At 64.3% G+C, this 14734-nt stretch carries 15 protein-coding genes; 3 read left to right on the top strand and 12 right to left on the bottom strand.

Annotation, left to right across the window (positions count from 1 at the left end; all coding sequences use genetic code 11):
• Positions 1-19: 19 nt before the first annotated feature.
• Complete coding sequence (locus tag GEV06_25405) at positions 20-430, top strand: PKD domain-containing protein (protein ID MPZ21206.1); 411 nt, start codon at positions 20-22, stop codon at positions 428-430.
• Between the two features lie 161 nt (positions 431-591).
• Here GEV06_25405 and GEV06_25400 read toward each other — a convergent pair whose 3' ends face one another.
• The 12 genes from GEV06_25400 to GEV06_25345 form a co-directional block, all read right to left on the bottom strand.
• Positions 592-876 (bottom strand): hypothetical protein, encoded by a 285-nt coding sequence (locus tag GEV06_25400; protein ID MPZ21205.1) that lies wholly within the window; start codon positions 874-876, stop codon positions 592-594.
• 171 nt (positions 877-1047) lie between these two features.
• The gene (locus tag GEV06_25395; protein ID MPZ21204.1) at positions 1048-1452 is read right to left on the bottom strand and encodes a hypothetical protein; all 405 of its coding nucleotides are present in this window, start codon (positions 1450-1452) and stop codon (positions 1048-1050) included.
• A 55-nt stretch (positions 1453-1507) separates the two neighbouring features.
• Positions 1508-1993, bottom strand: a complete 486-nt coding sequence (locus GEV06_25390; GenBank protein ID MPZ21203.1) for a general secretion pathway protein GspG — start codon at positions 1991-1993, stop codon at positions 1508-1510.
• A gap of 152 nt (positions 1994-2145) precedes the next feature.
• Entirely contained in the window at positions 2146-4485 is a 2340-nt protein-coding gene (locus tag GEV06_25385; protein ID MPZ21202.1) for a hypothetical protein, read from the bottom strand.
• Between the two features lie 66 nt (positions 4486-4551).
• Positions 4552-5106 (bottom strand): hypothetical protein, encoded by a 555-nt coding sequence (locus GEV06_25380; protein MPZ21201.1) that lies wholly within the window; start codon positions 5104-5106, stop codon positions 4552-4554.
• Entirely contained in the window at positions 5096-5677 is a 582-nt protein-coding gene (locus tag GEV06_25375) for a hypothetical protein (protein ID MPZ21200.1), read from the bottom strand. Before GEV06_25375 ends, GEV06_25380 begins: the two co-directional genes overlap by 11 nt.
• Positions 5674-6396 carry a hypothetical protein gene (locus tag GEV06_25370; protein MPZ21199.1) on the bottom strand — a complete coding sequence of 241 codons (723 nt, stop codon included), beginning with the start codon at positions 6394-6396 and terminating at the stop codon, positions 5674-5676. The genes GEV06_25375 and GEV06_25370 overlap by 4 nt, the downstream gene beginning before the upstream one ends.
• The gene (locus tag GEV06_25365; protein MPZ21198.1) at positions 6396-7397 is read right to left on the bottom strand and encodes a hypothetical protein; all 1002 of its coding nucleotides are present in this window, start codon (positions 7395-7397) and stop codon (positions 6396-6398) included. The genes GEV06_25370 and GEV06_25365 overlap by 1 nt, the downstream gene beginning before the upstream one ends.
• Before the next feature lie 111 nt (positions 7398-7508).
• The gene (locus GEV06_25360) at positions 7509-9131 is read right to left on the bottom strand and encodes a pilus assembly protein PilB (protein MPZ21197.1); all 1623 of its coding nucleotides are present in this window, start codon (positions 9129-9131) and stop codon (positions 7509-7511) included.
• A 104-nt stretch (positions 9132-9235) separates the two neighbouring features.
• On the bottom strand, positions 9236-10444 hold the full coding sequence (locus GEV06_25355) for a type II secretion system F family protein (protein ID MPZ21196.1): 1209 nt from the start codon (positions 10442-10444) through the stop codon (positions 9236-9238).
• 165 nt (positions 10445-10609) lie between these two features.
• Complete coding sequence (locus GEV06_25350; protein MPZ21195.1) at positions 10610-11278, bottom strand: transglycosylase SLT domain-containing protein; 669 nt, start codon at positions 11276-11278, stop codon at positions 10610-10612.
• Between the two features lie 36 nt (positions 11279-11314).
• Positions 11315-12187: a hypothetical protein gene (locus GEV06_25345; GenBank protein MPZ21194.1), complete on the bottom strand. Its 873-nt coding sequence runs from the start codon at positions 12185-12187 to the stop codon at positions 11315-11317.
• A 199-nt stretch (positions 12188-12386) separates the two neighbouring features.
• Between GEV06_25345 and GEV06_25340 the strand changes: the two genes are divergently transcribed.
• On the top strand, positions 12387-12686 hold the full coding sequence (locus tag GEV06_25340) for a BMC domain-containing protein (protein ID MPZ21193.1): 300 nt from the start codon (positions 12387-12389) through the stop codon (positions 12684-12686).
• 72 nt (positions 12687-12758) lie between these two features.
• Entirely contained in the window at positions 12759-14573 is a 1815-nt protein-coding gene (locus tag GEV06_25335) for an aldehyde dehydrogenase family protein (GenBank protein MPZ21192.1), read from the top strand.
• Positions 14574-14734: the final 161 nt, after the last annotated feature.

The raw sequence follows: 14734 nt of genomic DNA, 5'->3' as shown, positions 1-14734 counted from the left end.
GCTTCGCGACGCGGGCGTCGTGACCAATCAGAACGGCGAGGCGCGCACGACCATTACGACGACGCGCGAGTCGGAGATCACGGCAACCGTGGGTACCGCTACTGCCACCGAGACGCTCGCCGTGAACGACTTGCCACAGGTCTCGGTCACAGTCGCGCCCGCAGGCGGTGTCGTTGAAACCGACGACGTGGTGACATTCACCATCACAGTAGAGGCGCAACAGAACGGCAGCCCCGTGCGCGAAGCGTCCATTAGCTTCGGCGACGGCGGCAGCCAGTCCCTTGGTGCACTGAACGGCACCACGACAATCACACACCAATACAGGACACCCGGCACCTACACGGTTCGCATCACGGCAACCGACACCGCTGGCGAGCACGTGGAACGAATCCTGACGATTACGGCTGTAGAACCGGAGGAGGAAGGGTAAAGAGCGTGTGGGCACAGGACGCCTCGGCGAGGCGTCCCTACCCACCTCGGCACTTGGGTAAAATGCAAAAGGGTCGCGCTCTGGCGCGACCCTTTTGCGTTCACCGAGTAATGTCTCTTGTGTTTGGTTTCACGACATGACGTGTTCCACTGCTGGACACGTCACTGCGCGAGCAAATACGTCCCATCAGGTCGCTTGAGGAGGAATCGGAGCTCTACGAGCCGGCCGAGCAGCCGCGTACAGGTCTCCGAATCCAGCCCGAACAAGCGTTGAGCCTGACGGCAAGTTAGTTTGAGGCCGGGCATTTCGAGGAACTCGTTCTTCATGCGCACGATCAAGTCCTCTTCCGGCCTCATCGCGCCGACCGTGCGCGCACGCATCGGCTTTCCGCTGAGTTTCATTGTGTCGCGGCCTTCCTCCGTTTGCAGCTTCGGATGCAGAGGCATACCTTCAACTCCTCGCAAAGGACGTGCCGACAAGTGCCTGGCGACTGCAGGCCCAGGAAAGATCCACGACATGTTATCACCGCGGAGGACGGATGAACACCTCATGCGAAAAGAGAAACGTGATGTGACAGTGATGAAACGAGAGGGGAAGATGACAGGCGTCTTTTCCCCCTACCACTCGGTGTAGGGACGGCCATCGGATCCGACTTTGTCGGCCCCGCTCTTCACGTCCACAATGCCTGGTTCAGCAGCGAAGTCATCGGGATCAGGCTCGCCTTGGATCTCCTGCCACGTGGTGTTCGAGCGGGTAAACGGATCATCGGGAATCGAGCGAAGATAGCGTTCGGAGACCAAGTCTTGCAAGCTGGCAGGGTCCTTGTTCTTGTCCGCGTAATATTGGTCGATGGCATCGCGCATGCGAAAGAGGTCTTCCTTGAGCGCCGCTTCCTGAGCAAGCGTGACGGCGTTGCGGTACTGCACCATGGCGAGCCCCGCAAGGATGACGATAATCGAGATGACGATGACCAGCTCGACGAGCGTCCACCCTGTGGCGGAGTCCCGCGAAAACGGGGACAGCCCTCGTTTTGCTCTCGCTTCGATGGCCGCAAAACGAGGGCAGTCCCCGTTTTCGCTACCACTCGCGGTACTTCGAACCATCGAGCGCCGTGCCTTGACTCGTGGTGAAAACGTCGAAGACATTTTCGCCGCCCCAACTCTTGGACTTTGCATCATCCTGATACGAGCGTAACCCCCATTCCTGTGTCCCGATCATGGGATCGAATGGAATGCGCCGCAAGAACTTCAGCCTGCGATCCGGGTTCGCTCCTGCCGCTCTGACGCCTTCGACGAGGATCTCGAGCGTTTTCGGATACCCCTCGTCGTCCGGCTCCAATTCTGTCGACGCAACGAGCCCCATGTCTGCGGCGTCTTTGTAGCGGTCGACGGCCGTGCGCATCTCGCGCAGCGCCCGGCGTAGCTCGACTTCCTTCTGCCGCTTGACCACCACGCGCGTGAGCGGCAGTGCAACCGACGCCAGGACCATTAGGATGAGCGCTACGACGAGCAGCTCGACGAACGTGTAGCCCTGTTCGCCGCCACGCAGTCGGAAACGCTTCATAGCAGCTTCGCTCGCTCCGCTCGCTCAGCTAAGGGATCAAGGGATCAAGGGATCAAGGGGGGAAGGCCGAGCCAAGCCGCGGCGCAAGTAACCCACATCCGATGCTCTTCCCTCTACCCCTAGATCCCTAGATCCCTAGATCCCTAGATCCCTCACTTAACGGTCACCGACGCCGGGTCAAGCTGCAGCGACACGGGCGAGCCATCGGGCGCGGTCGCCACGCCGCTCGGCGCGATCTGTGTGCTGCCGGCCGCCACAGGGTCGAAGAGCACCGCCCCGAGCAGCCCCGTTCCGGACGCGCCGAGCTTGTCGCTGGGGCGGGTGACGGTAATGTCGATCCGGCCGGCCTTGGGATCGACACGCTGGGTGAACGTTGGTTGGACGCCCCCCTGGTTCATGTACGTGCCCTGCTGCACCGTGCGCACGCTCAGCACGCTCGGGTCGAACGTGATCGTCAGGCTCATCGTCGACACGCGTGAGCCACCAACAACCGAGATCGGCGCCGTGTACGGTCCGCCGCCCATTGCCAGCTCAGACCCAGGCACCGTCACGGTGACGCGCGCAGCACTTGGCGGTGTCGGCTGCTGTTGTTGCTCCTGCCCTTCAACAGGGAGCGCTTCCCCAGGCGGCGTTTGAGCGGGCTGCGGTGTCTCGGCCGTCCCTTCGCCTGGCGCCGGCTGTTCGGTAGCGGCGGCGCCTGGCTCCGGCGGGACGCCTCCCGGCACCTGCGGCTGCTGCTCCTCTTCGGCCTCGGGCGGCGGAGCAATCAGCGGCGGCGGTCCGCTCAGGCCAAGCCGATTTTGCGAGCCAATGTGGATGGGATCGAGGTCGTCCTGCGACAGTTCGTGCGTGCGGACGATCCGAGGCGTGATGAGCATGATGACATCGCTCTCGTCGTTCAGATCATCGGTGTAGCCGAACAGGCGCTGTATCGCAGGTATGCGGATCAGACCCGGCAGCCCCGTCAACGCTCGCGTGGCTCTTTCCTGAACGAGCCCCGCGAGCAAGTGTGCTTCCCCTTCGCGCAGACGCAGGAAAGTCTCGGCTCGGCGCGAGACGATTCTGGGGAGGCTCTGCCCACCGATATCCACGTTCTCGCCAAGCGAGCTGTTCTCCACCACGAGCTCCAAGAGGATCTCGTCATCGTAGGTCACGCGCGGCGTCATGGTGACGTTGACGCCAACTGGTTGATATTGGAATGACGTAAACGGCACGAACTGCGCACCTCCGCCAGCAACGCCGGAGAACGTCGTGCTCGGAATCGGGATCTGATCGCCGAGGTTCAGGACGAGCTCCTGACCTTCCATACCACGGAGCTGTGGCTTCGCCAGGGTTCTGCTGCGCGAGTCGGACTCGAGGAAGTTGACCACGGCCTGAGGAACACTCAAGTAGAAGTCAGCCGGGCTGACTCCGCGCGTGATCGTATTCAAGTTGAATGGAGGAGCTGCCGCGCCGTCGTCGCCACTCCCCGGCGCCTGCTCGGGCGAAAAGATCGTGCCGACACGATACTGATCCAAGTTCACGCCAATCTGCTTGGCTCGCCGACGACTCACCTCGAGAATCTCGACGTCCACGGTGATCTCAGCGGGCGGCCGGTCGTTGCGCGTCACGATCTGTTCCACGATGCCAATGACGCGATCGCTCGCACGCACCGTCAACGAGTTCTGCGTCTTGTTGCCAACGATTGCGGGCGGCGGCGCCACACCCGGAATGCCAATCATTTGTTTCACGACCTGCGCCATTTCCGCGGCGTCCGAGTGCGACAGATAGAAGGTCCTGATCACCTGTGCCTCGTACTGCATGCGCTTCTGCACATTGTCAGGAATCACCATGATGGTGCGCGGGTTCATGACCTTGTACCAAAGGACGTTCATCGTCAGCACTTGGTCGAGCGCTTCCTCCACGGTCACGTCCACCAAGTCGATCGTGATGGTCTGCTCGAGCTGCTTCGTCGCCGTTGATTCGTAAATGATGTTGATGCCGGTTGTGCTGGCAATCGTCGACAGCACCTCGCGGACCGAAGACTCAGTGAACGACAGGTCGAGCGGCGTCTTCGAGGCGGGGCTGAGAAGGGGCGTTTGCGTCTTGCGCCGCGCCTCCTCACGCATGGCATCGATCCTCGGCCGAGGACGTTCGGCTTCGGCTTGGTCGCGCAGCGTTCGCTCGATCTCCGCCGCGCGCCTCATGGAGTCGCGGTCGCCAGGATCGTAGTCGAGGATCCGCCGGTACGCGGGCAGCGCTGCGGCAATGTCGCCCTCACGGTCGAGCACCTGCGCCTTGCTCCGATGCACCGCTGCCGCCTCGAGCATCGCGCGCTCGAGCGCAATGCGATACTCGCTCCGATCCGGGTGTTCTTGCAGCGCCTGGCGGTAGTAGGTGACTGCCGCATCCCAGTCGCCCGCCCGCGCCGCCTCCTCTCCGCGCTTGTACGAGCGCACCGCACAGCCTGCCAACACGGCTGCCATCAGGGCCAGCGCTACCGCTCCTCGCACGCGACGTCTCAACGCCTTCCTCCCGTCACCCTGTCACTTTGCCACCCACTCATCGAGGCACCCTATCTACTTTCCCGATAGCCGAATCACCTGCCGGCCCTGACCATTGACGTATTCGAGCTGCATCGACTCCTCCCCTATCTGCACGATGCGGAAGCGGCCGTCGATGATCTCGCCCTGTTTGCCATGAAAGATGCTCGTCCCGTCGCTGAGGACGGCGACCTTGCCGGGCCACTCTTCCTTGAACAGCGTGCCGATGAACTTCAGCGGGATCGGCGGCGGTCCTTTGGGGGCTTGCGGCGCGGCCGGCTTCTGTGCAACTTGCGGTGCCGTCGCTGCCGGCGGCGGCGCTTGCGCCTCGAACTGAAACGGGTTCCGACCGCCCGACGTTGGCGCCGGTCGCGGCTGCTCGAGCGCCTTCAGGTTGACGTCCCCCTCGAACGCTGCGCTAGCTGCCTGGCTCGTGCCACGCGCCGCGGCGGGAAGCGGCGCCGGCGATCCAACGATGCCTGTCTCATCTGGTGAGTCCCAATGCCACCATTGCCACAGCGCGACCAGCGCCAACACGACGAGCAGACCCGCGAGGAGTTGTTTCTGACGCTGCTGTCGATCAGGTGCCATGACGTGTCTGGTAGAAGGTCGACAGCGCAAGTGTCACGGCCAGCGACGCAGAGGGCTCGTCTCGTTGCGACAATGCCACATCGCGAATCACGACGAATTCAGGCGCCGTCTCGAGCGCATAGATGAAGCGCCGAATGTTCTGGTAGTCGCCCTCCACGACGATTGTCAGATCGAGCTGCTCGAGACTGCCGCGGCGCTCGTCCTCCTGCGAGAAGGACCGCCGGTCGGGGCGCAGGTTTGATTCGCTCGCCATCGCCGCAAGCCGCAGGTACGTGATGCGCCGCGCCTCGCTGCCGTCGGCTGGCAACACCTTGGTGTAGAAACGCTCGAGCTCTTCGGCAGCGCGTGTCTTGCCCGCCAGCGTGTTCTTGGCCAACCGCTCTTGCGCGCGAGCGGCCGCCACACGCGAGCTCGCCTCGACCGCGCGCGCTTCTGCGGCGCGGACCCGCGAGGCCAACGGGAAAAGCACCAGCACGAGGAGGAGGAGATCAACCGCCAGCAGGATGGCCAGTGGCAGGATGAACCGCCGGTGCTCCTCGAAGATCCGTCTCGCGAGAGGCGGTATCGTCATCGCCGGACCCCCACCATTCGACTCGCCTGACGGCCCGCCTTCGACGAGCCGTCAGGCTCGCTCATGGCAAGCCGTGAGGCGAGTCGAATGCCCTGAGCGAGCGGAGCGAGTCGAAGGGCCGCTTCCCCCTTCCCGTTTCCCGTTTCCTGATTCCCCTTTCCTGATTCCTGATCTCCCCGATACCGCCCTCTCAGCGTCACGAGGAACATGCCATCCTCGCCGCGCTTCTCCTCGTCGAGACGCACGTTTTCGAACGCTCCCTCCGCCTCGAGCTGCTCCATGAAGCGACCGACGTTTTCCACGCTGCGCCCAACGATGGTCATCGCAACGTAGGTTTCCCCCTTGTCGAAGTTCGGTCGGACCGAGGTCAACATGACGTCCGGAGGAAGCGTCGCCTCGATCCTGTTGAACAGCTCGGTCCAGGAGAAGGTCCGTCGCGCGATGACGGTGTTGGCGTCACGTGCCGCAGCAATCACCGCGTTCAGCTCGCCTTGGTCGATGCCACCGCGGACGCGCCCAGCGGACTCCAGCAGCCGAGCCGCCTCTGCCTCGTCACGCTGAATCCGGGCCCCAAGCTCCGCCTGGCGCTGCGACAACGAGAGCACGCGCACCAATCCGAACAGCGCCAAGCCGATCGCAAGGACGGCCAATGCGGCGAGCGCGATGTACAGCGCGCGCTCGTTGTAGAAAGGACGTGTGGCGAGATTCGTTCGCAGCATCACGCGGCCTCGCGCAGCACCAGCCCCACCGGCGCCGCCAGTGCACCCACGAGCTCCGGGGCGAGGCTGATGCGGTCCGCGACGCTCGCCGCCTTGCGCACGTCGAGCGGCTCGACGGGGCGCTCCAGCCGGCTCCCCAGATCACGAAGCGCGCCCAACAGCCGCTCCCGACCAACGGCGCCCGTCAAGAGCACGCGTGCGAGCCCTTCACCACCCAGACGGTCCTCATAGTACATACCCGCTTGGTGCACCTGATCGGCGAGATCGCCCCCCTGCTCGGTCGCGCGGTTACGGAAGAAGATCAAGTCGGCGCCCCGCACGATGGCAATCGACGTCGAGCTGGAGCTCATATTGACCAACATCCAATCGCGCGCGCCGACGACTGCCGCTGCGGGCGCGAGCGGCGCATCGGACATCGCCTCGCCTGCCGCCCCGTCGGAGCGCTCGCCGAGCAGCACCAGATTCACCAGGTTGAAGGTCGCGAGATCGACGATGCCCGCGTGGGCGCCTGCCTGCCGGCAGACGGTCTCGTACTCCAACGCGATGTCCCGGCGAATCAACGTGACGATGAACTCCGCGCCCCCTTCGAGCGGGGAGATGCCACGGGTGATGCTCACCTGGGCCTCTTCGATGGGGAACGGCGCGCTCTTCTTCATCTGCCAGCGCACGAGCTGATCCAAATCGGAGGCCGCCGACGGGACCTGCTCCAGTCTGAGCAGCGACACCTTGGCGGCGGCGTCCGGGACGACGAGCGCCACCCGTCGCGGGCGGCCGACGGCGGCCAACGCTTCGCCGATTGCACGCGCCACCGGGTCGCCGTTCTCGATGTTGGACGTCGACAGCGCCGGCCGCACGAGGCCATCATCGAGCCGCACCACCGCATGCGCCGTGATCATGGCGTTGCTGTCCGTCCGAGACAACGAGACCGCCGTCACGCGGTCCTCGGCGATCTCGAGCCCCACGGAGGGCGGCGGAGCAGCGAGCCATCGGGGTAAGCGCATAGCTTGGTCCTTGGTGCTTGGTCCTTGGTCCTTGGTCCTTGGTGCGCTTTGGCGTATCGAAGCTCCGAAGCGTACTAGGCGCACTAAGAACCAAGAACTAAGGACCAAGGACTAATTGACAAACGTCACCTTGTTGATCTCGCGGAGCGTGGTGTGCCCCTCCAGCACGCGCTCCACGGCGGACTCACGCAGGAAGCGCATGCCCTCTTCGTGTGCCGCGTGCTTGACCTCCGAGTTTGGACGCCGCGCGAGAATCATGTCACGAATCCGGTCCGTGACGTCGAGCAGCTCGCAGAGGGCGGAGCGTCCCTTGTAGCCGGTGCCCCCGCACTCGATGCATCCCGCGCCTTCGTAGAACGTGTGTGTCTCGCCGAGGCGCGGATCGAGCCCAGACTCGACCAGCATCTCCTGCGGAATGGTCGCCGGCCGCTTGCAGTCGGCACAAATCAACCGCACGAGCCGCTGGGCCAGCACGCAGTTGAGCGCCGACACGAACTGGTACGGCTCCACGCCCATGTTCAGGAACCGGCCGAGCACGTCGATGACGTTGTTGGCGTGCACCGTCGTGAAGACCAGGTGACCCGTCAGCGCCGACTGGATCGCAATCTGCGCCGTCTCCGGATCCCGAATCTCCCCCACCATGATCTTGTCTGGGTCGTGCCGGAGGATCGACCTGAGGCCTCGTGCGAACGTCAGACCTTTCTTCTCGTTGATGGGAATCTGCGTGATCCCCCGCAGCTGGTACTCGACCGGATCCTCGATCGTCACGATCTTGTCCTCGATCGATTTGATCTCGGAGAGCGCCGCATACAGCGTGGTCGTCTTGCCGCTGCCAGTCGGACCGGTGACCAGCACCATGCCGTAGGGCTCACGGATGTACTTGCGCACGCGCGTGAGCTCCGGCTCGGGGAAGCCGAGGATGTCGAGCCGCAGCTCCTTGAACTGCTCGCTAATCGACTCCTTGTCCAGGATCCGGATGACCGCGTCCTCGCCGTGTGCGCTCGGCATGATCGAGACGCGGAAGTCGATGGTCTTCCCCTTCAGCTTCAGCTTGAACCGGCCGTCCTGCGGCACGCGCTTCTCGGCGATGTCGAGCTCGGCCATCACTTTGATGCGCGAGATAATCGGCCCGGCAAACCGCCGATCGATTGGGCGCATCGCCGGCTGCAGCACACCGTCGATTCGGTACTTCACGTGCACCGCGCTGTCCTGCGTCTCCACGTGGATGTCGCTCGCGCGACGCTGGATGGCCGAATAGATTGTCGAGTCGACGAGCCGGATGACCGGGCTGATATCGCTCGTCAGCCGCTCGACCGAAAGCGTCTCTTCGCCGTTGTCATCCTCCTTGAGGAGCTGGAGCTGGAAGCTTTCCGTCGCCTCCTCGAGCACGCGCTGCGAGCTCTCGCTCTTCTTCAGCACGGCCTGGATGGCGGACGGTGCGCCGACCTTCACCTTGACCTTGGTCCCGAGCAACAGCGCGAGCTCGTCGATCATCGGCAGGTCTGTGGGATCAGAGACCACCACCACCAGGGCCTCTCCGTCGCGGCCGTACGGGACGAAGCCGTAGCGGAGCATCAGATCTGCCGGGATGGACCGAAACAGCGTACTGTCGACGTGCAGCTGATCGACGTCCACGAAGTCCAAGCGATAGCGCTCCGCCAACCGACGGGCTTCCGCCGTTTCGGCGCGAAGCTGGGCCGGTGTCGGCGCCGTGTGAACCTCTGGCGCCGCAATCGCGGTCGACTCCGCGGTTGACGAGCTGGATGTTTGATTGATGTCTGACGCCACTATGATCCTCTTGCCTGTGGTAGCGCGCTACGTATTCTCATGACATCCCTCTATGACATCACCTCGCCGAGCTGGAAGATCGGGAAATAGAGCGCCAGCAACAGTGTCGCGATGACGGCGCCCATGATGATGAGCAGCGCCGGCTCCACGAGCGTCACGAACCGCCCGAGGCGGGCCTCGATTTCCTCATCATAGAAGTCCGCGAGGGCGTGCAGCATGTCCTGCAGCGCGCCGGTCGCCTCCCCCACCTCGACCATCTTCACCGCCACGTCCGGAAACAGGCCGCGCGTCTCCATCGCCGCCGCCAGCGGCTGCCCCTCCCGCACCTGATGGGCCAGCGTCGCCGTCTCGGCGGAAATGTAGCGGTTGCCAATGGCGCGCGCCGCCGTGTCGAGCGCCGAGACCAACGGGATGCCGCCGCCGATCAAGGTGCCGAGCGTCCGTGCAAGCTGCGCCGTGCCGAATTTCCTCACGATATCGCCGAGGCCAGGCACGCTGAGCAGCGCCCGGTCGAACCTCAACCGTTGCCCCTCTTGCCGCCACCACAGCCGTAAGAGCACCGCAAGCAGCGCGAACAGCGCCAGCAAGAGGAGCAGGCGCTCTCGAATCACCGTGGATAGCCCGACCATGAGCTGCGTAATCAAAGGGAGCTCTGCGTCGAAGCTCTCGTAGAAGGCAGAGAACTGCGGCACGACCCACACGATGATGAACGCTACGACGAGGCACGAGAGAACGAGGAGGATAGCCGGATAGACGAGCGCGGCCATCGTCTTGCGCTTGATCGCGCCGAGCACTTTGACGTACGTCACGTAGCGCCGCAGCACCTGCTCCAGGCCTCCGCTGCGCTCACCGGCCAGTAGCGAGGCGGTATAGATGGGTGAGAATAGATCGCCGTGTGCCTCGAACGCTTCGGAGAGCGGCGTTCCCGAACGTACACGGTCATGGACATCGTCCAAGACCGCTTTGAACGTCGCGTTGGGCACGTTGCGGCGCAGAATGTCCAGCGATTGCACGAGCGGCATGCCCGCCTTCAGCAGTGTCGCGAGCTCCTGATTGAACACGAGGAACTCGTACGAGCGAATCTTGCGGCGTCTCCGTACGCCAACACCGCCAATCCGCAACCCTGCCCGCGGCGCCGCGGACAGGACGAGCATCCCCTTCTGCTCGAGGTCGTGGCGTAGGCGCGCTTCGCTCTCGGCGACATACGTCCCCTCGATCACCTCGCCCGACGCTGTGGCTAGCCTGCAGCGAAATTCCATTGACTATGGCCGCAACCGCTTGCCGCTGTGGCAATTACCGGCCCATTCGGCGTGATTATACCCGAGGGGCGCGACGAAGCCGGCGAAAGTCGGCCGGCGAAAATCAGACGTTCGGTCAGGAAATTCGGCCGGAACCGCGGCCTGCGGGAGAGCGGCGACGCGCCGCTAGCGTGTGAGGGGCCCCACCAACGCCAACACACGTTGGATGTAATCGCGGGTTTCTCGGTAGGGCGGCACGCCGCCGAAGCGCGTGACGGCCGCTTCGCCGGCGTTGTATGCAGCCAACGCGAGCTTGAGGTCGAATCGATCCAAGAGCGAGCGCAGGTGCCGCACACCAGCCTCGACGTTGGCGGCAGGGTCATAGGGGTTCGCAACCGCGTACTGCTGGGCCGTGGCCGGCATGAGCTGCATCAGGCCCATCGCCCCCTTCTGGGAGCGCGCGCGCGGTTGATAGCGAGACTCCACGGCAATCACCGCGTGTACGAGCTTTGGATCGACCTCGTGCCTGAGCGAGGTCTCCTCCACGAGCCGCACGTACTGCAGCGGTGGCTCCACCTGGCTCGTTGGCAAGGTTGCCACGGCGTCGATCGACGATGCGCCTTCCGGCGCCGGATACGGCACTTCGTCCGGCGCGACGCGCGCCACGAGCGCAGCGGGAAAGCTGACTTGACCTCCGCTCCGCAGCTCGAGAATCGCACGATCGCCCTCGAGACGGTACGTGTTGACCGAGAGCGTGCGGCCCGACGTGAGAAACACGAGCTCCGCGGAGGCGACGCCCGACCAGCACAGGATCGTCGCAACGGTTCCCGCCGTGCCGAACACTCGGCGAAACATACCACTCGAGTGTAGCAGGATTCGGGATTCCTGCCCTTATCCTTTGGGCTCTAGAAAGGCGTGGTAGACGCGAATACCGAGCTCGCGCGGGTCTTGGGACTCGCTGTCGGGGATCTGGGCCGGCTGGAACGTCTGGCTGACGTCGAGCGTGATGTCGACCTGCTCGGCGTCGCCGAAGTGCGCCGCCTTGATCGGGACGCTGCGGATGGCCTGCTCCCTCGTCACCGGGAAGGTATCGAGCGTCGTGTTACCGATTTTCACGCTGACCGTTTGCCCGGGGGCGAGCTCCGGTCGGCCGTCGAAATCCAGATAGAAGATCGCGTCTCTCTTGGGGTTCCGCAGCGAGATCGTGGCGACTTTCTCGGTCCACCACCACTCGACCGCCATGTTGTCCGGAGCGCTCTCGGGCCTGTGCCACCCCTCCGTAAAGTGCAAGAAGACGTTCTCGGACTGCGGCAACAGCTCCAGTGAGCCTACACGATAGCCTCGCTGCCCATTGTCATCACCGCTCAGCGCCAGGCGCGTCTCACCCTCGGGATCGTAGAGCCCCATGACGACGGTGGCCTGACCCAGGTAGGGGTAATTCGGAACGAACATGGTCCGCGGATACTCGATGAGCTCCCCTGGCTTCCATTCACTGGTTGGCTTCGGCGGCTGGTGATCGTCGGTCCACATCAGCTCGCGATCCGAGTCGAGGAAGTGAACGAAGATGCGGTAGTTGCGATCGAGGGGCTCGAGATCTTCTGCAACTGCAAACCGATAGGTCAGCTCCAGCGGGCTCCCGAGCGCGACCCGGGCCTTGTTGGGTCTGAAGGTCGGCGTTGCGACGGGCACCTCGGTTTCCGCCTTCTCGGCGCACGCGCCGGCCGCCAACAGCGCCAGGCCCAGACACACACTCCATGTCCTCACGTGAATTACTCCTAGGGCGCGCTCCGCGAACGCGCCCTACCATAGTCCTGTTGCGATGACCGCACGCCGCCATGAAGCGACTCGCGACCGCGGCAGCCTCCAACAGGTCGGTGATGGTAGCGTAGACCTCTTCATTGGCGCAACACGGGCGGTGCCCCCTTTACCCTTTAGCCCTTTCCTGCTACATTCCCCCGTGCCCATGTCTCTCGAAGCGCTCGGCATGATCGAAACGCGAGGTCTCGTCGGCTCCATTGAGGCCGCCGACGCGATGGTCAAAGCGGCCAATGTTGTGCTCGTGGGGAAAGAGTATATCGGGGCGGGCTACGTAACCGTCCTCGTTCGCGGCGACGTCGGGGCGGTCAAAGCGGCGACCGATGCGGGCGCTGCGGCTGCGCGGCGCGTCGGCGAGCTCGTGGCGGTCCACGTCATCCCGCGGCCGCACGCTGAAGTCGAAAGAATCCTGCCGAAGCCCCCCGAGACGCCTGCCGGGTCGCTCTGACGGCGCGTTCGGCGAACGCGCCTACCATGATGGAGGTGGAGACGCCTTGTCGAGGCGTCTGAGCCCGTGCCCATGGCCGAAGCCATCGCATCCGCATCAACCGATCGTGACCTCGCCTCCGTCGCCGAGGCGCGCGCGCTGGCCCGACAGGCGAAGACTGCTCAGCTCACCCTCGCCGAGCTCTCACAACCACAGGTGGACGCCATCGTCGACCGTGCCGCAGAAGCTGCCACGGCGCACGCACAGGAGCTCGCAGCCCTGGCGGTCGACGAGACGGGGTACGGGGTCGTCGAGGACAAGATCCAAAAGAACCTCTTTGCTTCGCAGCGTGTTCATGCCTTCATTCGACCCATGCCGACTGTTGGCGCCGTCCGACGGCTCGAGGCGGTAAAGGTCGTCGAGATCGCCGAGCCGTTCGGCGTCGTGGCGGCAGTCGTGCCATCCACGAATCCGACCTCGACCGCCATCTACAAGATACTCATCGCGCTCAAAGCGCGCTGCGCGATCGTCCTCAGCCCGCATCCGGCGGCGGTCGGCTGCATCACGCGGACGGCGGAGCTGATGGAAGCCGCCGCGCGACAGGCGGGTGCTCCGGCCGGCGCGATTGGCTGGATGCGCACGGTCACCATCGAGGGTACGCAGGAGCTGATGAAGCACCGGGATGTCGCCGTCATTCTCGCAACCGGCGGGATGGGGCTCGTGCGCGCCGCCTACAGCGCCGGCAAGCCGGCTTACGGCGTCGGTCCGGGCAACGCTCCGGCGTACATCGAGGAAACCGCCGACATCGACAAGGCGGTCGGTGACATCATCACAGGCAAGACGTTCGACAATGGCGTCCTGTGCTCTGCGGAGAACTCTGTCGTTGTCGACGAGTCGATCGAGTCGCGCGTGCGCCAGAGATTTCAGGCGACGGGTGGGTACTTCCTGTCGCCTTCAGAGATTGACCTCGTGGCGCGGGTGCTGGTGACGTCGCAGCGCCTGCCCAACCCTGCCCTGGTCGGAAAGTCGGCGGCGCTCATCGCTGAGCGTGCCGGTGTGACGGTTCCCGCAGGCACAAGAGTGCTCCTCGCCCCGCTTGCAGGCGTCGGTCGCGACCATCCGTTGTCAATCGAGAAGCTTTGCCCGGTCCTTTCCTACTACATCGTCAAGGACTGGCGTGAGGGCTGCGAACGCTGCAAGGAGATTCTGCGCTACGGTGGGATGGGCCACACCATGGCAATTCACTCCCGTAACGACGATGTGATCCTGCAGTTTGGCCTCCACAAACCGGCCAACCGTATCGTCGTCAATACGCCCACGACGCACGGATCGATCGGACTGACGACAGGGCTCGATCCCGCCATGACGCTCGGGTGTGGCGGATTCGGAGGAAACATCACGTCGGACAACATCTCTCCGCGGCACCTCCTCAACATCAAGCGGCTGGCGTATGAGACACAGCCGGCCGCGGCGAGACCAGATATCGCGAGCGGCTCGCGCCCGGTGCAAGCAACGGCTGCGCCAAGCGTGGCGCCAGCGCCCCGCCTTCCGGCGCCGCCGGCAGTCGAACGCGGCCTGGATGCGGCAACCCTCACGGGACGCATCGACGCCTTTCTGGCGTCACGCGGCATTCAACCGGCGCCCACGGCGCCAACCACGAACGTACCCGCCGGACCGGCGACATCTGCCCGGGCGGCCACGGCGGCCACCGACGCCGTGCAGGATGCAGCGCCAATCGGGGAGGAATCTTCCCTGCCTGGCGATGAAGAGGCCCCTGCTCCTTTCGTCTGCGAAGAGGACGTGCGAGACGCCTTGAAGACTGGGCGCAAAATCCGCCTCGCGCAACGCGCGATCGTGACACCCGCTGCACGCGAGCTCGCGGAGGCGCATCGGGTATTTCTCGAATAGTCCCAGCCTTCGCTCGCCTCCAGCGAGCTTCGGCTAGGCAAGCCCGTTCCCCGATTCCCGTTTCCTGATTCCCGAATCCTGATTCCTGGATCCCGATCCACCTTTTCGTGTTGAAGCGAAGTGATAATGTCCCCTCGCGAGCGAAATAGAAATGTCCCCTA

This window comes from Luteitalea sp., assembly GCA_009377605.1.
GTDB lineage: Bacteria > Acidobacteriota > Vicinamibacteria > Vicinamibacterales > Vicinamibacteraceae > WHTT01.
This window is presented reverse-complemented; position numbering and strand designations above follow the sequence as displayed.

Coding starts and splice junctions, on each gene's coding strand:
- GEV06_25355 (MPZ21196.1), bottom strand. CDS start 10,444: ATGGAATTTCGCTGCAGGCTAGCCACAGCGTCGGGCGAGGTGATCGAG.
- GEV06_25380 (MPZ21201.1), bottom strand. CDS start 5,106: ATGGCACCTGATCGACAGCAGCGTCAGAAACAACTCCTCGCGGGTCTG.
- GEV06_25370 (MPZ21199.1), bottom strand. CDS start 6,396: ATGCTGCGAACGAATCTCGCCACACGTCCTTTCTACAACGAGCGCGCG.
- GEV06_25350 (MPZ21195.1), bottom strand. CDS start 11,278: ATGTTTCGCCGAGTGTTCGGCACGGCGGGAACCGTTGCGACGATCCTG.
- GEV06_25340 (MPZ21193.1), top strand. CDS start 12,387: ATGTCTCTCGAAGCGCTCGGCATGATCGAAACGCGAGGTCTCGTCGGC.
- GEV06_25375 (MPZ21200.1), bottom strand. CDS start 5,677: ATGACGATACCGCCTCTCGCGAGACGGATCTTCGAGGAGCACCGGCGG.
- GEV06_25335 (MPZ21192.1), top strand. CDS start 12,759: ATGGCCGAAGCCATCGCATCCGCATCAACCGATCGTGACCTCGCCTCC.
- GEV06_25400 (MPZ21205.1), bottom strand. CDS start 876: ATGCCTCTGCATCCGAAGCTGCAAACGGAGGAAGGCCGCGACACAATG.
- GEV06_25365 (MPZ21198.1), bottom strand. CDS start 7,397: ATGCGCTTACCCCGATGGCTCGCTGCTCCGCCGCCCTCCGTGGGGCTC.
- GEV06_25390 (MPZ21203.1), bottom strand. CDS start 1,993: ATGAAGCGTTTCCGACTGCGTGGCGGCGAACAGGGCTACACGTTCGTC.